Consider the following 25,339-nt stretch of genomic DNA (forward strand, 5'->3'; position numbering starts at 1 on the left):
ACCCTAGCAAGACGCGGGGTAACTTAGCCAACGGTAGAAAGCACGAGCGGCATCCCGATCAGGATGCCGCTCGTTGCTGGTCAGATTAACTTGTCCGGGGTAATGGGCAACTCCCGAATCCGTTTGCCGGTGGCATTGAACACGGCGTTGGCAATGGCCGGGGCCACCCCAATAATGGCAATTTCCCCGATGCCTTTGGTACCCAGGGCATTTACGTGCGGGTCGGGCTGGTTCACGAAGGCCACTTCCACGGCCGGTGAGTCGGCGTGCACGGGTACGTGGTAGTCGGCCAGGTCCTTGGTGACGTAGCGCCCGAACCGGTCGTCGAGGAGGGCGTGCTCCATCAGGGCCATGCCGATGCCGCCCACGGCCCCACCTTTCATCTGGTTGCCAGCGGTTTTCTCGTTGACAATGGTACCGGCATCGGCGCAGGAAACCAGCTTGCTCACCCGCACCTCGCCCGTGAGCTGGTGCACGCGCACCTCGGCAAAATGCACCGAGAAGGAGTACATGGAGTATTTCTGGCCTTCGCCGCCGGGCTTGGCTTCCACCATCACGGTAGTACCGCCAGCCTGCTTGAGCACATCGGCGTAGGAAACGCGGGTGTCTTTGTTGCCGCCCACTGTAAGGTAGCCGTCCTGCATGGTCACGTCTTCCTTGCGGGCCGACGTAAAGGCCGGGTTGCTGGCAGCGGCCAGGGTGCGCAGCTTGTCTTTCAGGGCCAGGCAGGCTTCCTGGGTAGCCGGACCCACGCTGTTCACGGTAGAAGAGCCACCCTGGGTGCCCGCCTTGGGGAAGGACGAGTTGCCCAGCTCAAACCGGATCTTATCAGGTGAAATGCCCAGGGTATCGGCGGCAATCTGGGTCATGGCCGTGCCGGTACCCGGGCCGATATCGGTGGTAGCGCATTGCAGCAGCACGGTACCGTTAGGCAGCAGCTGGGCGCTTACGGTGGCCGCGCCGCGGTGGGCCCCGAAGGTTCCTACCCCCATGCCGTAGCCAATCAGCCAGTCCCCGTCGCGGAGGGCGCCGGGCTTGAGCTGGCGCTTGCTCCAGCCAATGCGGTCGGCGCCCAGCTGGTAGCACTCCTTCAGAAACTTGGTACTCCAGGGCTTGTTCTTCTCCGGGTCCTGCTCGGTGTAGTTGCGTAAGCGGAATTCCAGCGGATCGATGTTCAGTAAGTAGGCCATTTCATCCATGGCCGACTCCAGAGCAAACGCGCCGGTGGCTTCGCCGGGGCCGCGCATCCAGATGGGCGAGCCGATATCCAGGGCAGCCAGGCGGTAGCGCGTCGTCACGTTCGGCGACTGGTACATCATGCGCGTCTGGGCCAGGGTAGCTTCGGTAAACTCCTCGTAGGTAGAGGTTTGGCCGATGCTCTCGTGGGTGATACCCGTGATTTTGCCGTCGGGGGTGGCACTCATGCCCAGCTTCTGCCAGGTGTAGGGCCGGTAGCCCACCATGGTAAACATCTGTTCCCGGGTCAGCATGAGCTTGACGGGCCGGTTTACCACTTTGGCCGCCAACACGGCCGCCGCCTCGTGGGGCCAGCTGTGCAGGGCGTTACCGAAAGCGCCGCCCACGTAGGTGGCAATAACTTTCACGTTTTCCTCGGGCAGGCCCCACTGCTTGGCAAAGTCGCGGCGGGTGGCCATCGTGCCCTGGGTTTTGTCGTAGAGCGTGAGCCGGTCGGGGGCTTCCCAATGCGCCGTAATGGCCTGCAGCTCCATGGGATGGTGCACCTCGGTGGGAATAACGTACTCCGCTTCCAGCTTCACGGCGCCCGTTTTATACGCATCCACCTGACCGCGCTGGTAGTCGTTCATGGGGTGCTTGGGGTTTTTCTTGGCCGCGGTGGGTAGAAAAGCCTTGTCGGCGTTGGCCTCCAGGTTGGTTTCGTGCTTTTCCTTGGCGTACTGCGCCTTCACGAGCCCAGCGGCGTAGCGGGCCCGGGCCCAGCTATCGGCTACCACCACGGCAATGGGCTGGTCGTTAAAGCGGATCTTATCGTCGTTGAACACCTGCAGGGGGTTGCCCTGGGTTTGGGGCTGCGAAGGGTCCTTGCCCTCGGGCTTGGGGCCGGGGGGCTTGGGCGCGTTGAGGTGGCTGATGACCGCCAGCACCCCCGGGGCGCGCTCGGCGGCCTTGGTGTCGAGGCCAGTGAGGCGGCCTTTCGTGACGGTGCTACCCACCAGCACGGCGTAAGCCATGTTGGGCAGCTGGTATTCGGCCGAGTAGGTAGCCGCGCCCGTCACTTTCTGGTGGCCGTCCACCCGGTTCAGCGGCGCCCCGATTTGCTTTTTCGGCTTGGGTTGTTCGTTCATGAGTTCGGGGCTTAGGCTACGCTGGCGGCGGTTTTCAGCGCCTGAATAATGGTATTGGGGCCTAGCTTGAGCTTATAGGCATTGTGCTGGAAGGCCTTGGCGCCCTGCATGGCAATGGCGGCCGCCTGCCGGAAGCTTTCCTCTGTAGCGGGCTTACCGACCAGGGCTTGCTCAGCAGCAGTCAAGCGCCAGGGCTTGTGGGCCACGCCGCCCATGGCCAGCCGCGCGGCTTTGATGTTGTTGTTGCTGTCGAGGTCCAGCGCTGCCGCTACCGAAAGCAGGGCAAAGGCGTAGGAAGCCCGCTCGCGCACTTTTTGGTAATGCACATGTTTGGTGAAAGGGCCATCCGGTACGTCCACGGCCGTAATCAGCTCGCCGGGTTCCAGGGTCGTGTCCTTTTGGGGCATGTCGCCGGGTAGGCGGTGCAGCTCGGCGAAGGGGATGCTGCGGTTACCTTTCGGGCCGCTCACCTGCACGGTAGCATCCAGGGCCACCAGGGCCACGCTCATATCAGAAGGGTGCACGGCTATGCACTTATCCGAGAAGCCGAAAATGGCGTGCATGCGGTTGATACCCTCCAGGGCCCCGCAACCCGTGCCCGGCTCGCGCTTGTTGCAGGGCATGGTGGTATCATAAAAGTAGGAGCAGCGGGTACGCTGGAGCATGTTGCCGCCCACGGTGGCCATGTTGCGCAGCTGAGCCGAGGCGCCGGCGTTCAGGGCCAGGGCCAACAGGGGCTGCCGCTCGCGCACTTGCTTGTCGTCGGCTACCGTGGAGTTTAGGGCCAGGGCCCCGATGCGCAGCTTGCCAGGGTCGGCATCAATGCGGGTTAGGGGCAAGCGGTTGATATCCACCAGCTTCTGCGGAGTCATCACCCCGCGCTTCATCAGGTCAACGAGGTTGGTACCGCCGGCAATGAAGGTAGCGGTGGCATCTTTCGCCACGGCGTCAATGGCGGCCTGCTGCTTGGTGGGGCGGACGTATTGGAACTGATTCATAGGGGGTCGTTATACTTTTTGTCCGCCGCCTTTAACCTCCTGAATAGCGGCCACAATGTTGGAGTAAGCGCCGCAGCGGCAGATGTTGCCGCTCATATACTCCCGGATTTCGCCCTCCGAGTCGGCCTTGCCCTCCCGGATGCAAGCCACCGCCGACATAATCTGGCCGGGGGTACAGTAGCCGCACTGGAAGCCGTCGTGCTTCACAAAGGCCTCCTGCATGGGGTGGAGCTTGTCGCCCTGGGCTAGGCCCTCAATGGTGGTGATTTTCTTTCCCTCGTGCATCACGGCGAAGCTCAGGCAGCTGTTCACGCGCTGCCCATCTACGTGCACCGTGCAGGCCCCGCACTGCCCGTAGTCGCAGCCTTTTTTGGTGCCCGTCAGGTTCAGGTTTTCGCGCAGGAAGTCGAGCAGGGTCGTGCGGGGCTCAATGGAAACCTTGTGCTTAACACCGTTTACTTCCAGCTTGAGCGGGATTTTCTCGAAAACGGCGGCCACTTTTTCGTCGAGCTCGGCGGCGGCGGCCTGCACCAGGGGCCCCGGCACCAGGGCCATGGCCGTTAGCAGCGACGATTGTTTCAGGAAGCTGCGGCGGGCTTCGTCGGGGCCGGTGCCGGGCGTATCGTGTTCAGAATTCATAGCCATGGTTGAAAAGGGCAAAACAAAGGGTGGCCCAAGTGGGCCAAAGACCCGATACTGCCGCTGTAGTTGCGGCCAGGGTGGGTCAGTAACCGGCGTTCTGCACTTAAGTTAAGGACAAGCGCAGGAAATTCATCCAATAAATCCCCGAAAAAAGACTGCTTATTTGACCAAGCAGAACCGTTTCAGCCGGTGGGTTTAGCAGCAAGCAGGAGGTAGCAGAACAGGGCCCCATCATATCAGGTTGCTAGTGAAGTTGCTACCCCTCGGCCAGAGCCCGGCACTCGGCGTGACGAGGACAGGTGGTGAGGTGGTCGTTGACGAGGCCGGCCGTTTGCATAATATTATAACACGCTACCGGGCCGGTCATCACAAATCCGCGTCGTTTCAGCTCCTGGCTCAGGGCCAGGCTGGCCGGGGTGGAGGGCGGAGGCGGGTTGTCGGGGGTGCGCTGGGTGTCAAGTGGGCTGCCCCCGACAAAGTTGTAGAAGAAGGGTAGGAGCCCAGCAGGGCCGCCTACCTCTTCGCGCAGCCGCAACCAGGCGCGGGCGTTCTGGAGGGTAGCTTCCAGCTTGCGTCGGTTGCGGATAATGCGCGGGTTTTGCATCAGCTCCGCTACCTCGGCCTCCCCAAACCGGGCCAGCCGCTCCGGCTCGAAACCGGCCAGCAGCTCCCGAAACGCCTCGCGCCGCCGCAGCACCACCGGAAAGTCAAAGCCCAGCTGGAAGGTGTGGAGCACTAGATACTCAAACAGAATATCCGGGTCGGCAACCGGCTCGCCCCATTCGTGGTCGTGGAAACTTTGGAGCAGTTCGTTCTGCTGCATCCAGACGCAGGGTGGAGGAGGGTTCATGATGAAACAGGGGGTAGGGAACAGACAGGGTAACGCAGAACGTGTTTCAGTGGATGCCAGGCGGGTTGAGCCCCTGCGGCAGTTTCAGCAGAAAGCGGGGGTAGGAACCCATTGTTCCTACCCCCGCTTTTTATTCGAGGCCTGCCGTATCCCGCTCGGAATGACAACGAACTTTTACTTACCTACCGTCACTTCCTTCGGCTGGCGCGACACCAGATCTACGTCGGTGATTTGCTGGGGAAACCACACCACCATTTCGCCTTTGCCACGGTTGGCCCAGGCGTAGTACGGAATGGCCCTCATGATGTAGCGAGTGGTGCTGATGGAGGCGTTGGCGGTATCAATTTGTACGGCGGGTACCATAGCCTGCAGCTGCATGATGCCGTTGAGTTCCTCGGGCTGGTAGCTGGTAGTAAAACGGGTAGTGGCCGGCACGATGAGGTTGCTGGCTTTGCCGTTGTTGTCCTTCCACTCGGCGCAGTACACCACGGGGCCGCGCTGCAGGGCCACCCGGCCGAGGTTGTCCTGCACTTTGGGGTTAGCCACTACCTGGCGCACTTCCATGGGCAGCTTCACCTCTACCACATCGCCGCGGTGCCACTTGCGGGGCAGGACGGCGTAGCCCTGGCGGGTGGTATACTGCACAGGCTTGCCATTCACCGTGATGCTGATTTTCTCTTGAGAGGGGGTAGCAAAGCGGTATAAATCGGAGGGAATGGCCTCGTTGCGGGCCCAGCCGGGCAGGCGCACCAACATGTTGAAATCGGTAGCAGCAGCGGGGCTGACGGTGAACTTCAGGTCGCCCTGCCAGGGGTAGTTGTGTTGCTGGGTAATGCGCACGGCCTTGTTGTTCACCTTCAGGTCAGTAGTGCCGCTGATGAACAGGTTGGCGTACACGTCGTTGCCTTTCTGGGCGTACACGTAGCCGGGCAAGGAAGGCATCAGGCGGGCCATGTTGGTGGGGCAGCAGCTGCAGTCGAACCAGCCGGCGCGCTGGGGCTCGGTCTGCGGAAAGCTCATGCTGTTCTTGATCTGCATGGCGTTGGAGTAGAAGAACGACTTGCCATCCAGCCCCACGCCCGAAATCAGCCCATTGTAGAGCACTTTCTCCATCACGTCCACGTACTTGGCCTCGCCGTGGAGCTGGAACATGCGCTGGTTCCAGTACACGTTGGCTACCGAGGCGCAGGTTTCGTTGTAGGCCGTGGTGTTGGGCAGCTCGTAGTTGCCCCCGAACCTTTCGCCACCGGGCACGGCGCCGGTGCCGCCCGTTACGTAGAGTTTTTTGCTGACCATGTTCTGCCAGATGCTGTCCACGGCCGCCAGCATCCGCTGGTCGCCGGTGAGAGCCGCTACGTCGGCCATGGCGGAGTACAGGTATTCGGCGCGCACGGCGTGGCCCTCGGCCTCGCGCTGCTCTACCACTGGCTTGTGGTCCTGCCAGTACGAGCCGTTGCGCCAGGCATCCGGGCTTTTGGGGTCGTAGCCCTGGTACTTGCCGCGCTCTTCCAGGAAAAACCTGGCTGTGCTCAGGTATTCGGGCTTGCCCGTAACGCGGTAGAGCTTCACCAGGCCCATTTCCACAATCTCGTGGCCGGGGGCTACTCCGCGCTTGCCCGGCCCGAACACCGAGCACACCAGGTCGGCGTTCTTGAGGGCAACGCTGAGCAGGTTTTTCTTGCCGGTGGCCTCGTAGTGCGCCACGGCGGCCTCGTATAAGTGGCCCGAGTTGTAGAGCTCGTGGCTTAGCTCCCGCTCCTTCACCCAGCGCTCCGGCCCGGCCCACGCGTGGGGGTGGGCCGGGTCAATGGTGCGGGCCGTGTAGAGGTAGCCGTCGGGCTCCTGGGCGGCCGCTACTTTCTTGATCAGGGCATCCATGTACTCGTCCAGCTTTTCGTCGGGGTAGAGCCTGAGCGAATACGAGGCGCCTTCGAGGGTCTTGTAGATGTCCGTGTCGTCGAAGGGGAAGATGGTGGCGAACTTGCCCGACTTGGCCGCCGCCATTTCAAAATTTTTCACCCGGTTAGTGGCCTCGCAGCGCTGAAACGAGGCTGGAATGGTGACGTGGGTGTTGGTTTTGAGCCGGGGCAGCCAGAAGTTATCGGCCAACTTCACCTGCGTAAACGAAACGGCTTGGATAGGGTAGTCAGACCGCTTAACTGATTGCGCGAAGCCCGTGGTGGAAAAGAAGCCGGCAAAAGCTAGGAAGGGAAGAGAACGGTTCATGGGAAGGACGGGGGTAGGAGGTTCAGAGCGAAGGTGATTTTGCGGAGTCAGCCCGCCGGCAACTAATTGGGCATCAATATAACTACTGCTGCACAAACGATTGTGTTGCTTGTTAAAACAAAAGGGCGGTAACCACACCACCCTTCTGTTTTACTACGCCTTGATAAAGGCTAAGCAATGATGACCAACGGAGCCTACCAATAAATGGTGTAAAGAACCGTGAGCAGCGCGATAATTACAGTGGAGCCAATAACGAAGCCGCGGTGAGGGCGGAACATGCTGGCATCTACCTCAAGGCCTTTGGTTTTCACGCCCCGGCCGGTTTCAATCAGGCTGATTACCACCATGGCCAGCACGCAAAGCACGAACACAATGCCCATCCGGTCTAGGAAAGGAATTTCGTAGGGAGCGCCCGGGCTGGGCTGCACGGCAAAGCCAATGGATGACAGGCCCGATAGGTCCGTCAGGTTCGGCAGGGCCTTCAGAATAACCGAGAGCACAAAGCCGCCCACAGTAGCAAACAGAGCCGCCGAAGAGGTAGTGCGCTTCCAGAAGAAGCCCAAGATGAACATAGCAAAAATGCCCGGCGACACGAAACCAGTGTACTCCTGAATGAACTCGAAGCCACCCTTCTTATCGATACCCAGATGGGGGGCAATCAGCACGCCCAGCAGCATGGCTACTACCACCGTAATCTTACCCACCGATACCAGCTTCTTTTCCGAAGCCTCGCGGTTGAACACCTTCTGGTACACGTCGAGGGTGAAGATGGTAGCAATAGAGTTGGCTTTACCGGCCAGCGAGGCTACTACGGCCGCCGTGAGAGCGGCGAAGGACAGACCCTTCAGTCCTACCGGCAGAATGTTCAGCAGCACGGGGTAGGCGCGGTCGGGGTTCAACTCCCCGTTCTGCATCATCTCCGTGCCGAACACGTTTTCCTTGTACAGCACGTAAGCGGCGATACCCGGCAGCACCACGATAATGGGCATCAGCAACTTCAGGAAAGCAGCGAACAAGAGGCCGTTACGAGCCGTGGGCAGGTCGGCGCCGAGGGCGCGCTGGGTGATGTACTGGTTGCAGCCCCAGTAGTTCAGGTTCACAATCCACATACCGCCGAGTAGCACCGTCAGGCCGGGCAGGGCGCTGTAGTTGGGATTTTCCCGCTCCAGAATCATGTGGAAGTGGTCGTTGGCCTGGGAGGTCATTTGCGAGAAGCCCGCCAGCACGCCCGACTGGCCGTAGTGCTCAGCTACCAGGTTCAGGGCCAGGTAGGTGGTAGCCAAACCGCCCAGAATCAGGAAGAACACCTGAATTACGTCGGTAAAGCCGATAACCTTCATGCCCCCCAGGGTGATGATGATGGCAAAGGCCGCCAGCGCGTACATGCAGAACGTCAGGTTCAGGCCCGAGATGCTGCTTACGGCAATAGCGCCGAGGTAGAGAATGGAGGTCAGGTTTACCACCACGTAGAGCGCCAGCCAGAAAATGGCCATAATCATGGCTACGGTGCCGTTGTAGCGCTGGCTCAGGAACTGGGGCATCGTGAAGATCTTATTCTTCAGATACACCGGAATGAAGAACACGGCCACAATAATGAGCGTGAGAGCGGCCATCCACTCGTAGGTAGCAATGGCCAGACCCATCTTGAAGCCGGAGCCCGACATGCCCACAAACTGCTCAGCCGAGATGTTGGAGGCAATGAGCGAGGAGCCGATGGCCCACCACGTCAGGGAGCCTTCGGCCAGAAAGTAATCTTTAGAATCCCCCTCCATGGTACCGTCATGACCAGTTTTCCGACGGTAAATCCAGATGCCGTAGCCGGCAACTATGGTGAAATAGACAAAGAAAACGATGTAATCAATCGTAGCGAGTTGGTTCATTGGGGAGGAAACAGTAGGGCTTTAAGGTGCGGATGCGGATGAAGATTTCAGAAAAGTAGTGAAATTATCGTCCGCTAAAAGCCACTTCGTTGTAACGAAGCTCATTTTTAAAGGTCCGCAGCTTGGTTTCCTCGTCGATGATGACATACTCGATGCCGGCCATTTCGGCAAAATCTTCCAGATACTCAGCGGTCAGGTTCTGGCTGTAGCCGGTGTGGTGGGCGCCACCGGCGTAAATCCAGGCGGCCGCGCCTACGCTCAGGCTGGGCTTCACTTTCCAGAGCACGCGGGCCACGGGCAGCTTGGGCAAATCCTGCTCCGGGGCTACGGCTTCCACTTCGTTTACCACCAGGCGGAAGCGGTGGCCCAAATCCACGATGGTGGCGTTCAGGGCCGGGCCGGCGGGGCAGTTGAACACCAGGCGGGCGGGGTCAGCTTTGCCGCCAATGCCCAGGGGATGTACTTCCACCTTTGGCTTGCCCTCGGCAATAGAGGGGCAGATTTCCAGCATGTGGGAGCCGAGCACCTGCTCGTTGCCGGGCTGGAAATGGTAGGTGTAGTCTTCCATGAAGGAGTTGCCGCCGGGCAGGCCGGCGCCCATCACTTTCATGGCGCGCACCAGGGCCGAGGTTTTCCAGTCACCTTCGCCGCCGAAGCCGTAGCCCTCGGCCATCAGGCGCTGGGTAGCAATACCGGGCAGCTGGGCCATGCCGTGCAAATCCTCGAAGGTATCCGTGAAGCCAATGGCCTTGGTGTCCTGCAGAAACTGGCGCATGCCCACTTCAATCCGGGCCGCCTCGCGCAAACTCTCGCGCTGGGCGCCGCCTTCTTTGAGGTCAGCGGCCAGTTCATACTCCTGCTCGTAGGTTGCCAGCAGGGCGTTTACCTGCTCGTCGCTTACCTCCTTGATAACGGCTACCAGGTCGCCGATGCCGTAGGTGTTCACGGAGTAGCCAAACTTCAGCTCGGCTTCTACTTTGTCGCCTTCCGTTACGGCCACGTAGCGCATGTTGTCGCCGAAGCGCACGATGCGGGCGCCCTGCCAGTCGGCCCAGGCCGAGGCGGCGCGGGCCCAGATGCTGAGGCGCTCATGCACCTCCGGGCTCTGCCAATGGCCTACCACCACTTTGCGCTTCAGCTTCAGGCGGGCCCCAATAAAGCCAAACTCCCGGTCGCCGTGCGCCGATTGGTTGGTGTTCATGAAGTCCATGTCAATGTCCTGCCACGGAATGTCGCGGTTGAACTGGGTGTGCAGGTGGGCCAGGGGTTTCTGCAGAATCTTCAGGCCGTTGATCCACATTTTGGCCGGCGAGAAGGTGTGCATCCAGGCAATCAGGCCCACGCAGTTCTGGGTGGTGTTGGCCTCCTGCACCAGCTGGTAAATCTCGTCGGGGCCCGTCAGCACGGGCTTGTACACGATTTTGATGGGTAGGGCCGAGCCGAGGGCCTCGGCAATCTGCTGGGAGTGCTGGGCTACCTGCTCCAGGGTTTCGGGGCCGTAGAGGTGCTGGCTGCCGGTGATAAACCAGGCTTCGTAGTGCGAAATGTCAATCATGAGGAAAGGCGGTAGGGGCGGGGCTGGTCCCCGCCCATCGTTGAACGATGTAGGTGGTCGGCGCAAGGGGTAGGCCGGCAGCGTACGATGAGGTTGCCCTGGCGCGGATAGTGAAGAATAGTAAGCTTTCGATGGTGCCGCCGGTGTGGGCGGGGGCAAGCCCCGCACCCTACCGGACGAACCCTGAATAGTGCGAGTGCATGGGCGGGGGCGAGCCCCGCACCCTACTGCCCGTAGTACGAATGCAGGCCGTGCTTGCGCTCGTAGTGCTTCTTGATGAGGGAGTCCTTGAGACGGGGCACGTCGGGGCGGAGGGTGCAGCTGAGGTAAGCCATGCGGGCTACTTCTTCCAGCACGGCGCTGTGGTACACGGCTTTTTCCACCGTTTTGCCCCAGGTGAAGGGCGCGTGGTTGCTCAGGAGTACCATTTCCACCTCCTCCGGCGAGAGGCCGCGGCGCTGGAATTCATTGATGATCTGCCAGCCGGTCTGGTGCTCGTAGTCGCCGGCAATCATGTCGTCGCTCATCGGCGGGGCGCAGGGGATGTCGGCCGTGAGGTGGTCGGCGTGGGTAGTGCCCAGGATGGGAATGTCGAGCTGGGCCTGGGCCCAGGCAGTAGCGTAGGTGGAGTGCGTGTGCACGATGCCCCCGATGTGCTCCCAGTGCGAGTACAGCACGGCGTGCGTTTTCGTATCCGACGACGGCCGCTTCGTGCCTTCCACTATCTCATTAGCAAAGCTCACGATGACAATGTCCTCGGGCCGGAGGGTAGCGTAGGGCACGCCGCTGGGCTTGATGGCAAACACGCGGTTCTCGCGGTCCACTACGCTGGCGTTGCCGAAGGTGAAGAGCACCAGCCCGAGCTGGGGCAGCTGCATATTGGCCTCGTAGCAGGCCTGCTTTAAGTCTTGGTACTGGCTCATGCGTGGTCAACCAGCTCGGTTTCGGCCACTTCGCCGGCCGGCAGCTGGGTAGCTTGTTCAACATACTGCCCGAAGGCCTGGTACTGCTCGTAGCGGCGCTGGTGGTCGGCTACGCGGGCGGGGTTGGGCGAGTAGGTTTCGGCGAAGCCATTGCCCATGGCCTGCTGGGCCGCTACCACGCTGGGGTGAATGCCGGCGGCTACGGCCGCGTACATGGCCGCGCCCAGGGCCGGAGCCTGGTCCGATTCGGCCACTTTGATGGGGCGGTTGAGCACGTCGGCCAGGGTCTGCATCATAAAGCCCGATTTCTTTGCTACCCCGCCCAGGCCAATCACCTGCTTAATAGGAATGCCTTCCTGCTCGAAGCGCTCCACAATTTGCTTGGAGCCGTAGCAGATGGATTCCACCAGAGCCCGGAAAATCTGGGGCGCCGAGGTACCCATGGTCAGGTTCATGATAGCGCCTTTCAGGGCCTGGTTGGCGTCGGGCGTGCGGCGGCCGTTCACCCAGTCCAGGGCCAGTACCTGCGACTCGTCGGGGTGTACGGCGGCAGCGGCTTTGTTCAGCTCGGCCATCATCCTGTCGCTCAGCTCCTCGCGCAGGGCGGCTTGCTGCTCCGAGGTTAAAGCCGCTGACTGGGGTAGGAGGGCGCGCAGGGGCCACTCAATTACCCCCCGGAACCAGGCCAGCAGGTCGCCCACGGCCGATTGGCCGGCTTCCAGCCCCAGCATGCCGGGAATCACGGAGCCATCCACCTGCCCGCAGATGCCGGGTACCAGCTTGCCGCCGACTTCGTTCATGGGGGCCACCACAATGTCGCAGGTGGAAGTGCCCATCACCTTTACCATGGAATAGGCCTCAATTTCGCCCGCTACGGCGCCGGCGTGGGCATCGAAGGAGCCCACGGCTACCACCGTGCTGGTGGTTAGGCCCAGGCGCTGGGCCCACTCCTCTGACAGCGTGCCGGCTACTTCATCGGCGGTGTAGGTTTGCTCGAACAGCCGCTCGCGCAGACCGCCCAGCTTGGGTTCGAGCAGGGTCAGGAACTCCTCGGAGGGTAGGCCGCCCCAGCTTTCGTGCCACATGGCCTTGTGGCCGGCGGCGCAGCGGCTGCGCTTAAAGGTTTTCAGCTCGCCGCCCGTGAGCAGCAGGGTCAGCCAGTCGCAGTGCTCCATCCAGGAGTAGGCGGCCTGGGCCACGGCCTCGTCCTCGCGCACCACGTGGGCTATCTTGGCCCAGAACCACTCCGAGGAGTAGATGCCGCCCTCGAACTGGGTATAATCAGGGCCGCCCCAGGTGCGGGCTTTGTGGTTGATTTCGGCGGCTTCGGGCAGGGCCGTGTGGTCCTTCCAAAGCACGAACATGGCGTTCGGGTTGTCCTCGAAGCCCGGCTTGAGGGCCAGGGCTACCCCGTGCTCGTCCACCGGACCCGGCGTGGAGCCCGTGGTATCCACGGCCAGGCCTACAATCTGCTCAGCCGACACGTGCTGGGCCACCCGGCGCACGGTAGCTTCCAGACCCTCAATGTGGTCCAAGGGATGCTGGCGGAACTGGTTTTTGGTGGCGTTGCAGTAGCGCTGCTCTTTCCAGCGGGCGTAGGGGTGCACGGCCTGGGCTATTTCCTGGCCGGTATGGGCATTCACCAGCACGGCCCGCACGGAATCGGAGCCGTAGTCGATGCCGATAACGTAGGCTTCGGAGGAGGTTGGGTTTTCCACAGGGAAAGGTAATGGGGTGATGAGGTGAATCGTAGTGAGGGAAGGTGGTGGGCGATGAGGTGAATCGTAAGGAGGTAAGGAAGAATAGAGCGTGATAAGTCAACCGAAGCAACCTCTCCCGCAGATCTTTGGGTATCGTCTGGTATCTTCATCACCTCCTTACGATTCACCTCATCACCTTATCACCTCCTCACTGTTTAACGCCAAACGTGTAGATGGTCGTGGACTGCAGCGTTTGGCCGGGCTTGAGGATGGTAGTCGGGAACTTGGGCTGGTTGGGTGAATCGGGGAAGTGCTGGGTTTCCATGCAGAAGCCCGCGTGCTTGCCGTACACGGTGCCGCCCTTGCCCTTCAGGGTGCCATCGAGGAAGTTGCCGGTGTAGAACTGGAGGCCGGGCTCGGTGGTCTGCACCGTCATGGTGCGGCCGGTGGTGGGCTCGTGCACCGTGGCGGCGGTATGCAGGCCGCTGGCTTGGTTGAGAATCCAGTTGTGGTCGTAGCCGCCGGGCACCTGCCCAATCCGCTCCCCAATGGGGTGGGGGGTAGTAAAATCGAAGGGTGTGCCTTTCACGGGGCGCAGCTCGCCGGTAGGGATGAGGCCGGCATCCACCACGTTGTAGCGGTCGGCGGCAATGGTTACCTCGTGACCCAGCACGTCCTTGGTCTGGCCCAGGCCCAGGTTGAAGTAGGCGTGGTTGGTGAGGTTGACGGGGGTAGCCTTGTCGGTGGTGGCCGAGTAGCTGATTTTCAGGGCGTCGTCAGCGGTGAGCGTGTACACCACTGTCACGTTGAGGTTGCCGGGGTAGCCTTCCTCGCCGTCTTTGCTCAGGTAGGTAAGCGTAAGGGTCTGGCCCTCGGCCGAACTGCCAGGCTGGGCCTGCCATACTACCTTGTCGAATCCTTTTTTACCGCCGTGCAGGGTGTTTTCGCCGTTGTTTTTGGCCAGGGTGTACTCCTTGCCCTCCAGGGTGAACTTGCCACCCCGGATGCGGTTGCCGTAGCGCCCGATCAGCGCCCCAAAGTAGGGGCCCGACTTCAGGAATTCCGGGCTCTGGTAGCCGCTCACATTGTCGAAGCCCAGCACTACGTCGCCTAGCTTACCGCTGTTGTCGGGCACCATGAGGCTGGTGATGGTGCCGCCGTAGTTGGTGATGCTCACCTTCAGACCGTGGGCGTTGGTGAGGGTGTAAAGCTGCACCTCGGCGCCGTCCTGGGTTTTGCCGAACGAGGCCGAGGTAGGAGCGCCCGCCGGGGCCGCCTGGGTCGCGTCGGAGGTGGCTGCTGGCGTGCTGCCCGTTGCGGTCTGGTCCGTTGGGGCCGACTGCTGGCAGCCGGCAAAAGTCAGTAGGCCTGCCACACTCGTTGTTACCAGGGCAACGCGGTTAAATTTTGTCATGGGGAAAGGGAATTGGGAAGGAGTAGGCCGAGGATGGAGAAGAGCAGAGTGCCTCGAGGCTGTGCGGTTGCAGCAAATAATGGATTGTGTGCTACTTGAGCTGATGTATGGGGCTGATAGAAAGAGGTTTACTAAATGGATTGTCTATGCCATCCGCTTCATCCTCCTGCTGCCTAACCCTTATCGACGTGTAAAGTAGAAAATCCTTTCTGATATGCACAATCGTTTGTGTTGTTTTGTTAGTACAAACGCTGCCCTAATAGCCAAAAATCAACGACCACTCCTCCTGCATGCTAGAGCACAGAAACCTTTTGCGTGAAGGAGCCGTCGGGCCGCCGAACCTGAACCAGGTATAGCCCCGGCCGCAGATTGGCTTCAACGCGCAGGGTAGTCAGTTGCTGGCTAAACTCGCGCCGGTACACCACGGCCCCTGCCTGGTTTACGACCTCCACGAGGGTGGCCTGCTGGGGCAGTCGGGAGTCTAAATCAATGGTGAAACCTTCCGCAGCGGCCGGCACGGGATACACGCGTACTCCCTGCAGCCGGGCCGCGGAGGCGGATAGTGGCCCACTCGCGGCCGGGGTCAGGGTCCAGTGCTGGCAGTTGCAGCCGTTGTAGTCCCAGAGGCCCAGCTGCTGTCCGGCCACCTGGGAGGCGTTGGGGACTTCCACTACCCGGTTGCCATTGGCCGAGGCCAGCACCAGGCTGCCATCGGCGGTGCGGTCAATGCGGTAGCGCTGGCAGGGCGCGCCGCTGTAGGCAAAGAGCTGCAGCTTGGCGCCGGCATCGGGGGAGCAGCCCGCTACATCGGCGGCCAGTCCGCCCAGGGCGTTGGTGATTTTGTACTCACCGTTGCCTAGTGGCGTAACATCCCAGCGCTGGCAGTCCAGGCCGGCGGGCGTGCCCTGGGCAATCATCTGGCCCGAGGCGCCGGTGCAGCCCCAGGCGTCCCACACCAAGTTGCTGTTGCGGCTCTTGATTTCGTAGCGGCCCGCGGCCACCCAGTCGCGGCTGACGGTGGGCCAGCCGGCGGTGCTCCAGGTCAGCTTGGCCAGGCTAAGCTTGGGGGCCCCGTTCTGCTCCCCATCGTAATAGTGGTGGGAAAAGTAACTGGTGCCGCTCTCCTCAAAAATGCCCGTGTGCCCCGGGCCAATGTAGCGGCCGCCGCTGCCCAGCACCAGGGTGCCGCCTCCGGTGTTCAGATCAACGCCGTCCTGGTCGAGAAACGGCCCGCTCGGGGAAGCGGAGCGGCCCACCAGAATGTGGTACGTGCTATTGATGCCGTTGCAGCAGCTGCCCCGGTTGATAAACAGGTAGTAAAAGCTGCCGCGCTTGGTCAGGTAGGCCGCCTCCACGTTGCCGTTGGCCACGGTAAACTGCTGGGTTGAAGCGCCATTCAGGGGCTTGCCGGTGGTGGGGTTCAGCTGCAGCACCCGGATGCCCCCGAAAAAGGAGCCGTAGGTAAACCAAACGTCACCGTTGGTATCCCGGAACACGGCCGGGTCAATGGCGTTGGCGCTGCTGCTGGCGTTGGAGGAAACTACCTCGCCCTGATCTTCCCACTTGTAGTTGGGGCTGGTGGGGTCCAGGGTAACGTTGGTGGCTACTCCCATGGCCGACACCTTGGAGCCGAAGGTGGAGCAGGAGTAGTACAGGTAGTACTTGCCGTTCATGTAAATGCACTCGGGCGCCCAGAAATTACCCTGGAAGCCCGGCACCTTGGTATTGATCCAGGCGGGGTAGGCATTGTTGACAAATACGGCCCGCGGCCCCGGCGTCCAGTTTACCAGGTCCGTGGAATACATGCTGTAGATGCCCTGACCGGTAGCAAAAATCCAGTACTTGTTGCCTTCCTTCATAATGGTGGAAGGGTCGTGCACGCCAGTCAGGCCCTGCAGGGCGTAGGCGTGGGGCCGGGCCGGGCCCAGCAGTAGCAACAGCAGCGCACCTAGCCGCAGCAGGTAGCGCATCCGGGTAGAGAGTAGGGGGGCAAACATAGTAGGTGGGGGTAGTAGAAGGGGATAAAGCAGCCTGACCGAAGGGCTATTCGCCGCCGGGCCGGGGTAGGGCCGTGTTGATGGCTACGGGCGTCCCGAAGTTGGGCGTCCCGTCGGGGTTCCAGGTGAATTGCTGCATGCGCGGGTTGCGCTTCTCCACGCAGCCCTCGTTGGGGTTAGAGTTGGCGTGGTAGAGAATCCAGCTTTCCTGCCCGTCTTTCGAGGTGAAAAACGAGTTGTGGCCCGTGGCATACGCCCGGTTCGCGGGGCTTTGGGAAAACACTGGCCGCGTCGATTTAGTCCAGGAAGAAGGCAGCATGGGGTCGGCGGTGCTGGCGGCCGTGAGCATGCCCAGGGCGTACTGATCGGTGCCGCAGAAGCTGGCCGAATACACCAGGAAGGTTTTGTCGCCGCGCTTCAGAATCTCGGGACCTTCATTGACATAGGGCGGCCCCACGTTTTCCCAGATGTACTCCGGGTGCGAGAGCTCCACCCGCGCCCCGGTCAGGGTCCAGGGATTGCTCATGCGGGAAATGTAGAGGCGCTGAATGCCATCCTGCCCATTGTGCCCCGACCAGATAAAGTAGCGCTGGCCGTTTTGCTCCAGTATGGTGCCATCAATGGCCCAGAAATCGGCGGCGGGGCTGAACAGGCGGCCCTTATCCACCCAGGTGCCGGTGGTGGGGTCGGGGCTGGCGTTTTCCAGCACCCAGGTGCGCTGCTGGCCCAGGTTGGTACCCGCCGGCCCGGCCGAGTAGTAGATGTACCACTTGCCATCCAGGAAGTACAGCTCCGGCGCCCAGAGGTTGCCCGAGGCCGGCCCGGCGGGTGGGGGCGTCCAGGCCACCACGCTGGAGGTAGAGCCCAACTCCGACATCTTGGCGGTTTTCCAGATGCGCAGATTGGTGTTGGTGGTGTGCATGTAGTAATAGAAGCCGTCCTTCTGGTACACCCACGGGTCGGGCCCGGAAGCCAGTAAGGGGTTGGTGAAGGTGGCACCCGCCGGCGGCGTAACCACGGGCGGCGCGGGTGCCACGGTGGCTTTGCCGCCGTCCTGGCAGCTCAGCAGCGCCAGCAGTCCCAGGGCCGGCAAATAGCGGCGGCATGCGCCAGCGTAGTGGTTTATCACGGTATCAGACAAGAAGTGGAGGAAAACTCACCGACCCTCAGAAGCCAACAGCCGCTCCAAGCAGGGGCCAGAGCGGCTGTTTATGGTTGCGGGCAAAAGCGGCCTTAGTAGCCGGGGTTTTGCTTGATGTTCGGGTCGATGGCCAGGTCGCGGCGCGGAATCGGCAGCAGCTTCGAAACGCCCAGGCGGAAGTTGGTAAAGTCAGGGTCCCGGGCTTTCAGCTCATCAATGCCGGCCTGGTTGTCCAGCAGCTGCCAGCGCAAAATGTCAAACCAGCGGGTGCCTTCCCCGGCCAGCTCCTTGGCCCGCTCGCTGCGGATGAGCAGGCGCATGGCGTTCTGGGTGAAGGTGCCCATGAGCGGGGCCAGGCCCACGCGGGCCCGTACCCGGTTTACCAGGGGTAGGGCCGTGCCCATCTGGCCCAGCTCGGTCAGGGCTTCGGCCTGCATCAGCAGCACGTCGGCGTAGCGGATCACGCGGTGGTTGATGCCGGAGGAGAAGTTTTCATCCACGCGCGTGCGGTCATTGAGGTACTTGCGCCAGTACTGCTGGTTGGGGTTCCAGTTCCACTGGGCAAAGGTGCGGCCGTAGAACCGGTCAGGGTTGCCGGCGTGAATGATGCTGATGTCGCGGCGGGGGTCGATGAGGTGGCGCGTGGTGCTGCCGGGAGCAAAGGCCACCGTCGAGTCTTTGTACTCATCCAGCAGCCAGCGGCGGGGCTGCACGTCAGCGAAGGTAGGACCGGGAGGACCGAAGAAGTTAGGCCGGTCGTGGCTTTCCGAGGACGAAGCATTGTCCTGGCCCTGACCTACTTCCAGCACCGCGCCGGTGAACTGCACCTCAAACACCGACTCGCGGTTGTTTTCGTTCACGTCGGTGAAGTTGTCGAGGTAGTTCGGCACCAGGTCGTACTGGTTGCTGGCGGCCATCTGGGTGAACAGGGCCGAGGCCTCCGACCACTTGCGCTGCTGCATGTACACCTTCGCCAGCAGGGCCTGGGCGGCGCCCTTGGTTACGCGGCCCTTGTCGGCGTCTCCGTAGGAGAGGGGCAGGTCCGGAATGGCCGCCTGCAGCTCCGTAATGATGAACTCTTCCGTCTGGGTCTGCGTGGCCTGGGGCGCCCGCGTGGCCACGGTGGGCTCCACGGTAATCAGGGGCACGTTGCCGAAAAAGTAGGCCAGGTCGAAGTACGACAGCGCCCGCACAAACCGGGCTTCGGCTACCAGGCGCTTTTTCAGCGTTTCATCCATCTGAATGTTCGGCACGTGGGTTACTACCTGGTTGGTGCGGTAGATGGTGCGGTAGTAGTCATTCCAGGCAAACGAGGAGATGAAAAAGTCCACGTCGGGCTGAATGAAACGCGTGAAGTCGGCCAGGGCCACGAAGGGGCTTTGGCTGAACGACTCGTCGGAGCGGTGAGCCATGAAATGCCAGCTACGGTAGTAGCAGGCAAACTGCTGCAGGCCCGAGTAGCAGGCATATACCCCCTTAACGGCGTCGCTTTCCGTTTTCCAGAACTGGTCGGTGGTGGGGGCGTTGGGGTTTGCTTGATCCAGCAGGTCCTTCTCGCAGGCCGTGGTCAGGAACAGACCGCCCGCCAGTAGAAGGGTAGCTAATTTATTGGTTTTCATTTAGGTAGGAAAAACGGTGGGAAGAGGGGCGCGGCCGGGAAGCCCGCACCCGGCACGAGTTAGAAGTTCACCTGAATGCCGCCCGTGAAGCTGCGCACGTTGGGGTAGGCGCTGAAATCAACCCCGCGGCTGAAGAAGCCGGTGCCCGTTACTTCCGGGTCGTAGCCCGTATAGTCGGTGATGGTGAAAACGTTGCGGCCCGTTACGTACACCCGCACGCTGCCCAAGCTGGGCACCTTGCTGGTGAAGGTTTTAGGGAAAGTGTAGCCCAGCTGAATGTTGCGCAGGCGGATGTAGGAGCCGTCTTCGAGCCAGCGGGTGGTGTTGAACAGGGAGTTGGAAGAAGCGGCCAGGCCCAGGTTGCCCAGCCCCCCGCCCTGCAGCAGGCGCGGGGTAGTGGTGGAGGGGTTTTCGGCCGTCCAGGGCTCCACGTCGGCGTTGTAGTTGTTCGGGCCCACGTAGCTTTCCAGGTCGCGGCGGGCCGTGTTGTAGATTTTGTTGCCGCTCGAGGAGTTAAAGAACACCGACAGGTCGAAGCCCTTGTAGGCTGCCGTCAGGTTCAGGCCCATCACCAGGTTCGGAATGGATTTGCCCGCGTACACGGCGTCGCTATTGCTGATCACGCCGTCGTCGTTCGTGTCCTTGTAGCGCACGTCGCCGGCCGAAGCGTAGGGCTGGATAATCTGCCCCTTGGAGTTCTTGTAGTTGGCTACCTCGTCGTTCGACTGGAAGATGCCATCGAACGGAATCAGGAAGAACTCGCCCAGGGAAGTGCCCAGGGCCGAGCGGGTCAGCAGCTCGCCGCCCTCAAACACCTGGCCTTCCACCGGCACTGCCGTAATCTTATTTTTCACGGTGGTCAGCGTGAAATCGGCCCCGTAGGTAAAGGCGCTGCGGGTGTCGTGGTAGCCCAGGGCCAGCTCGATGCCGCGGTTTTCAATGTCGCCGGCGTTCTGGTACAGGGCCTGGCCGAAGTGGCCCAGGTAGGTGAGTACCTGCACGGGGGCCAGGGCATTCCGGGTTTGCGAAACGTAGTAGTCGGTGGCCAGCGTGAGGCGGTTATCCAGCACGCTCAGGTCCAGGCCAATGTTTTTCGTGTAGCGGTCTTCCCACCGGATGTCGGGGCTGGGCAGGGCCAGCTGCGAGGCGCCGTTCACGATGGTTTGGCCGGTCCCGATGACGTAGTTTACGTTCTGACCCACAACGGGATAGGGTAGGTAAGAGCCGCCGTAGATGCCGGCCAGGGCATCGTTGCCGTTGGAGCCGTAGCTGGCCCGCAGCTTCAGGTTATTGACAGCGGGCAAGGAGTTCTTAAAGAAATCTTCTTCGCTGATGCGCCAGCCGATGGAAGCCGCCCCGAAGTTACCCCAGCGGTTGGCCGGGGTAAAGCGCGAGGAGCCGTCGCGGCGCCCGCTCACCGACAGCAGGTAGCGGTTCTTGAAGTCGTAGGTGGCCTGGGCGAAGAAGGAGCGCTTGGTGTACTTAAAGGAGCTACCCCCGATAACCCCCTTTTCCGGGCCGGCGCTCAGCTCGAAATAGTATTGGGGCGAGCTGGTAAAGCCCTGGGCGCCCGCCTGCACATTGTGCTGGCGGTAGCTTTGCTCGGAGTAGCCGCCCACCACGTTAATGCTGTGGTCCCCGAACTGCTTGTTGAAGTTCAGCGTGTTTTCACCCAGCAAAAACAGGTCGTAGCCCAGAAACTCGTTCAGGGATGAGGTGTTGATGCGGGTGTTCTGCCGCAGGATGCCCACCTTCTGCGCGTCGGCGTTGCTGTAGGTGTGCCCGTCCATGGCCACGTTCAGCCGGTAGGTCAGGAAGTCGAAAATGGTCAGGTCGGTGCTGATGTTGCCGGCCAGGCGGTTATCCGACTGGGTGCGCCGCAACAGCTGCTGGGCCCCGATGGGGTTGGTAGCGAAGGTGTTGAGAATGGGCGAACCAGTACCGAAGCCCCCTTCATTGGCCGGGTCATACACCGGAATGCTGGGGATAATCGTCAGGATGTCAATGAAAGGTGCCCCGTTCAGCAGCGTCACATCGAGGTGGGTCAGCTGCACGTTTTCCTGAAACTTCAGGCGCCCGCGGGTCAGGCCCGAGTTCAGGCGCAGGCTGTAGCGCTTGAAGTCCGGACCTTTGGCAATGCCTTCCTGGTGGAAGTACTCGCCCGAAATTAGGAAGTTGGTGGCCGTTTTCTCGCCGGCGCTACCCCCGGAAAAGGTGAGGTTGTAGTCTTCCGTGGTGCCGGTCTGGAAAAACTCATCCTGCCAGTCGGTGTCAATATTGGGGTTGAAAGCGCCCCCTGGTCCTTTCACGGCCCCGGCCAGGCTATTCTGCCCGTTGTTGAGCGGGTCCAGCCCGGCGTTCCGGTACGCCGTAACGGCGCGGTCGGCCCACTGGCTGGCGTTGGTGAGGTTGTAGCGCTTGTACACCTGGTCCACGCCGCGGTAGCCGTTGAAGCTGATGGCCGGCGTGCCGGCCCGCCCTTTTTTGGTGGTAATCTGCACTACCCCGTTGGCGCCCCGCGACCCGTACACGGCCGTGGAAGAGGCGTCCTTCAGAATGTTCAGGGTTTCGATGTCGTTGGGGTTCAGGTCGCGGATGTTGTCCGTCCACAACCCATCAATCACGTACAGCGGGCCGCTGCCGGCATTACCCAGCGTGCCAATGCCCCGGATGTTCACGATGGGCGCATCACCGGGGCCCCCTGAGCCCGTAACCACCACGCCCGGCAGGCGGCCCTGCAGGGCTTGGGTGGCCGTAGCAACGGGCGCTTTCGTGGCTTCTTTTACATCCAGGCTGCTGACGGCGCTGGTTACGTTCTGGCGGTTTTCAGTGAGGTAGCCCACTACCACCACCTCCGAGAGGGCACGGTTGTCGGGGGCCAGGGAAATGCTAATGGACGTGCGGCCACTAACCGGCACTTCCTGCGACGTATAGCCCACAAAGGAGATTTGCAACGTGCCATTATCCGGGGCGGTAAGGCTGAAACGCCCATCCGCATCGGTCTGGGTGCCGGTGGTGGTGCCTTTCACAATCACGTTGACGCCGGGTAAGCCCGCGCCTTTTTCATCAACCACCCGCCCCGACACGGTGATGTCGGCGAGGGTGGCGGGGGCAAAGCGCGCCGTAGCGGGGGAGGCAGCAGAGGCCCCCGCCAGCACAGGCTGCAGGGGAAGGCAGCAAAGAAGCGCCGGAATGGTTACCCGGCTCATTTTGGGTAAAGGCTTTTTCATGTACGAGGGTGTGGGAATTGAGGTAAGATTAACACAAACGATTGTGTTACGTGGTTTTCACAATCGTTTGTGTAGTAAGTCACAAAAAAAGGCTCGGTGGGAAATACGGACCTGGGAGGGAAAGCTACCGCGAAAACTGCTTCGCGTCGGCACCTGAAGAATGAGTGAGTAAGGTTACTGATTTCATAACAAATTACCAATAAAATATTGCAACTCTTTTTTAGAAGTAACTACTCACTTAATGCCAGTACTCTGCGCTGCCTCCCAAACCCCGGGGTCCCCCGTTATAACAATTCACCCAGGTGAAGCAAGGCAGGCCCGGCCGGGCAGCCTGCCAGGAACAAGGAAACCTCTACGCCAGGTTAGTGCGCGGAGGCCGCTCCTACGTCTTGCATAGGCAGGGGCTGAGAAGACGTAGGAGCGGGAGTAGCACGCGCGGCCAGTACACCAATGGCGGCCCCAAGTCCGGCTACTAACCCGAATGATACCCGCAGGCTGGAAACTTCGGCTACTAATCCAATGAGCGGCGGACCCAGCAAAAAGCCAAGGTAGCCGATGGAAGAAACCATAGCCAGTGCCACTCCCGGCGAAACCGTAGCCGATTGCCCCGCCGCACTGTACGCCAGCGGTGTCACGGAGGCAATGCCAAAACCTACCAGCAGAAACCCCGTAACCGAAGGCCCAAAAGCCGGCCATACCACGGCCGTCAGCAACCCCGCCGCAATCAGGGCGCTGCTGATCTGCAGCATCCGGGCGGTGCCGAACCGGTGGGTAAAGAAATCGGAGATGAAGCGGCCCAGGGCCATAGTGCTCATGCAAGCCACGTAGCCCGCCGTGACCAGGGTAGCATCCGGGCGCACTACCTTCTGGAAATACACCCCGCTCCAATCGAACATGCACCCCTCGCAGAGCATGCCGCAGAACGCAATCAGGCCAACGCGGAGCAGATAGGGCTCGGGACGGCGCAGACCAGAGCTGCCGCCCGCGGCCCCGACATCCTGGGGCAGGGTGCGCTGATGAGCCAGCACGGCCAGAACCAGGCCTACCCCCATCACCAGCAGAAAGTGCCGAAACGGAGTTTGCTGCCACCGGATGAGCAGCGTGCCCAGGGCGCCGCCCAAAAAGCCGGCCAGGCTCCAGAGCCCATGGAAACTGGCCATAATAGGCTGACCGTAGGCGGCCTGCACGCCAATGGCCTGGGTATTGACGGAGATGTTGAGCAGGTTGCCGGCAAAGCCAAACAGCACCAGGCTGCCGGCCAAGGTCCAGAAGCCGGTTGCCCAGCCCAGCAGGGGTAGGAAACCCGCGTACAGGCAGGTAGCCAATAGCACCACCTGGCGGCTGCCATAGGTGTGCACCAGCCAGCCGGCCACGGGCAGGGCCAGCATAGAGCCGACCGGTAACGCCAGCAGCAACTGCCCCAGCTCACCCTCACTCAGGCCCAGCTTCAGCCCGATATCCGGAATGCGCGAGGCCCAGGAGGCAAAACACAGCCCCGCCACAAAAAACAAGGTACTCACGGCCACCCGGCGCTGAGTCGGCGTGCTTTCCGCCATACTGGAGTAGGTAAAAAAGCGGGGAGCCACATGGTGGCTCCCCGCGGGTAAGTGTTATTCTCGGCAGCGCCAGTACCTCGACAATAGGTTAAGCCGATTTAAGCCGTAGCACCGGCCAGGGCCTCCTGGCGCTTCTGCTCCAGCACGTCCATCAGCTTGCCGAAGGGCTCGGTGAACTTCTTGGCGCCTTCCTGCTCCAGCTGGTTGGTGAGGGCCTCCAAGTCGAGGCCCAGCTCGGGCAGGCGGTCCAGCACGGGTACTTCCTGCTTGTCGGCCAGGCGGTTGGCGGGCTGGCCCTTGGCCCGGTAGAAGTCCAGGGTTTCCACCGGAATGGTGTTCACGGTGTTCGGGCCGATGAGGGCTTCGACGTACTTCAGGTCGTCGTACTTGGGGTTTTTGTTGCCGGTGCTGGCCCACAGCAGGCGCTGGGGCTGGGCGCCCTGGGCCTTGAGGGCTTCCCAGCGCGGACCCGCGAAAATTTCCTCAAATACCTCGTAGGCGCGTTTGGCGCTGGCAATGGCTACCTCGCCCACCAGGCTCTGGGCCAGCTTGCCCTTCTCGCCGCCTTCGGCCGCCAGCTTTTCCAGCAGGGGGTCAATCAGCACATCAATCCGCGAGAGGAAGAAGCTAGCTACCGAATCGAGGCGCTTTACCGAACCTCCGGCTTTTACCCGGTCTTCCAGGCCGGCCAGGTAGGCTTCGGCCACCAAACGGTAGCGCTCCACGCTGAAAATCAGGGTCACGTTTACGTTCACGCCGGCCGCAATCAGCTGCCGGATGGCGGGCAGGCCTTCCAGCGTGGCGGGCACCTTAATCATGACGTTAGGGCGGTTTACTTCCTTCCAGAAGTGCAACCCCTCGGCTACCGTGCCGGCCGTGTCGTTCACCAGCTCCGGCGATACTTCCAGGCTCACGTAGCCATCGCCGCCGTTGTCGGGGTGGTCGTAGAGGGGGCGAAGCAGGTCGCAGGCCTGCTGCACGTCGGCCACGGCCAGGCGGGCATAGATTTCATCGGCCGAAAGGCCTTCCTTGGCAAATTGTTGAATGTCGGCGGCGTAGTCGTCGGAGCCGGCAATGGCTTTCTCGAAGATGGCCGGGTTGGAGGTTACGCCCCGCAGGCCGTCCTCGGTAATCAGGCGCTGCAGCTCCCCGTTGTGCAGGATGTTGCGGCGGATATAGTCCAGCCAGATGCTCTGGCCGAAGTCGTGAATGGCAACAAGAGGGTTCATATAGGTGGGGTGGTTTACTTCAGAGTAAGTGAAAAAGAACGTCAGGCTGAGCTGG

At 61.5% G+C, this 25,339-nt stretch carries 16 protein-coding genes; all 16 read right to left on the reverse strand.

Annotated features, from left to right (window positions below; translation table 11 throughout):
* Nucleotides 1-80: 80 nt before the first annotated feature.
* On the reverse strand, nucleotides 81-2,324 hold the full coding sequence (locus GGU46_RS11295) for a xanthine dehydrogenase family protein molybdopterin-binding subunit (RefSeq protein WP_183403653.1): 2,244 nt from the start codon (nucleotides 2,322-2,324) through the stop codon (nucleotides 81-83).
* 11 nt (nucleotides 2,325-2,335) lie between these two features.
* A complete protein-coding gene (locus GGU46_RS11300) occupies nucleotides 2,336-3,322 on the reverse strand; it encodes an FAD binding domain-containing protein (RefSeq protein WP_183403654.1) in 987 nt (328 codons plus the stop codon).
* 9 nt (nucleotides 3,323-3,331) lie between these two features.
* Entirely contained in the window at nucleotides 3,332-3,961 is a 630-nt protein-coding gene (locus tag GGU46_RS11305; RefSeq protein ID WP_183403655.1) for a (2Fe-2S)-binding protein, read from the reverse strand.
* 259 nt (nucleotides 3,962-4,220) lie between these two features.
* Nucleotides 4,221-4,814 carry a DNA-3-methyladenine glycosylase I gene (locus GGU46_RS11310; protein WP_215906333.1) on the reverse strand — a complete coding sequence of 198 codons (594 nt, stop codon included), beginning with the start codon at nucleotides 4,812-4,814 and terminating at the stop codon, nucleotides 4,221-4,223.
* Between the two features lie 174 nt (nucleotides 4,815-4,988).
* Nucleotides 4,989-7,040, reverse strand: a complete 2,052-nt coding sequence (locus tag GGU46_RS11315) for a glycoside hydrolase family 127 protein (protein WP_183403656.1) — start codon at nucleotides 7,038-7,040, stop codon at nucleotides 4,989-4,991.
* Between the two features lie 194 nt (nucleotides 7,041-7,234).
* Nucleotides 7,235-8,920 (reverse strand): sodium/sugar symporter, encoded by a 1,686-nt coding sequence (locus GGU46_RS11320; protein WP_183403657.1) that lies wholly within the window; start codon nucleotides 8,918-8,920, stop codon nucleotides 7,235-7,237.
* Nucleotides 8,921-8,984: 64 nt separating this feature from the next.
* Nucleotides 8,985-10,475, reverse strand: coding sequence for an L-arabinose isomerase (gene araA, locus GGU46_RS11325; protein WP_183403658.1), 1,491 nt, complete (start codon nucleotides 10,473-10,475; stop codon nucleotides 8,985-8,987).
* A 224-nt stretch (nucleotides 10,476-10,699) separates the two neighbouring features.
* On the reverse strand, nucleotides 10,700-11,398 hold the full coding sequence (locus tag GGU46_RS11330) for an L-ribulose-5-phosphate 4-epimerase (RefSeq protein WP_183403659.1): 699 nt from the start codon (nucleotides 11,396-11,398) through the stop codon (nucleotides 10,700-10,702).
* Nucleotides 11,395-13,116 carry a ribulokinase gene (locus GGU46_RS11335; RefSeq protein ID WP_183403660.1) on the reverse strand — a complete coding sequence of 574 codons (1,722 nt, stop codon included), beginning with the start codon at nucleotides 13,114-13,116 and terminating at the stop codon, nucleotides 11,395-11,397. The genes GGU46_RS11330 and GGU46_RS11335 overlap by 4 nt, the downstream gene beginning before the upstream one ends.
* 190 nt (nucleotides 13,117-13,306) lie before the next feature.
* On the reverse strand, nucleotides 13,307-14,512 hold the full coding sequence (locus tag GGU46_RS11340) for an aldose epimerase family protein (RefSeq protein ID WP_183403661.1): 1,206 nt from the start codon (nucleotides 14,510-14,512) through the stop codon (nucleotides 13,307-13,309).
* Nucleotides 14,513-14,805: 293 nt separating this feature from the next.
* Nucleotides 14,806-16,509, reverse strand: a complete 1,704-nt coding sequence (locus GGU46_RS11345; RefSeq protein ID WP_183403662.1) for a family 43 glycosylhydrolase — start codon at nucleotides 16,507-16,509, stop codon at nucleotides 14,806-14,808.
* A 46-nt stretch (nucleotides 16,510-16,555) separates the two neighbouring features.
* On the reverse strand, nucleotides 16,556-17,650 hold the full coding sequence (locus tag GGU46_RS11350) for a glycoside hydrolase family 43 protein (protein ID WP_215906334.1): 1,095 nt from the start codon (nucleotides 17,648-17,650) through the stop codon (nucleotides 16,556-16,558).
* Nucleotides 17,651-17,742: 92 nt separating this feature from the next.
* Complete coding sequence (locus GGU46_RS11355) at nucleotides 17,743-19,269, reverse strand: RagB/SusD family nutrient uptake outer membrane protein (RefSeq protein ID WP_183403663.1); 1,527 nt, start codon at nucleotides 19,267-19,269, stop codon at nucleotides 17,743-17,745.
* Nucleotides 19,270-19,328: 59 nt separating this feature from the next.
* Nucleotides 19,329-22,499 carry a SusC/RagA family TonB-linked outer membrane protein gene (locus GGU46_RS11360; RefSeq protein WP_183403664.1) on the reverse strand — a complete coding sequence of 1,057 codons (3,171 nt, stop codon included), beginning with the start codon at nucleotides 22,497-22,499 and terminating at the stop codon, nucleotides 19,329-19,331.
* Between the two features lie 362 nt (nucleotides 22,500-22,861).
* Entirely contained in the window at nucleotides 22,862-24,055 is a 1,194-nt protein-coding gene (locus tag GGU46_RS11365; protein WP_183403665.1) for an MFS transporter, read from the reverse strand.
* A 98-nt stretch (nucleotides 24,056-24,153) separates the two neighbouring features.
* Nucleotides 24,154-25,284, reverse strand: a complete 1,131-nt coding sequence (tal, locus tag GGU46_RS11370) for a transaldolase (protein WP_183403666.1) — start codon at nucleotides 25,282-25,284, stop codon at nucleotides 24,154-24,156.
* Between the last annotated feature and the right edge of the window lie 55 nt (nucleotides 25,285-25,339).

This window comes from Hymenobacter latericoloratus, from assembly GCF_014199535.1.
In the GTDB taxonomy this organism is placed as follows: domain Bacteria; phylum Bacteroidota; class Bacteroidia; order Cytophagales; family Hymenobacteraceae; genus Hymenobacter; species Hymenobacter latericoloratus.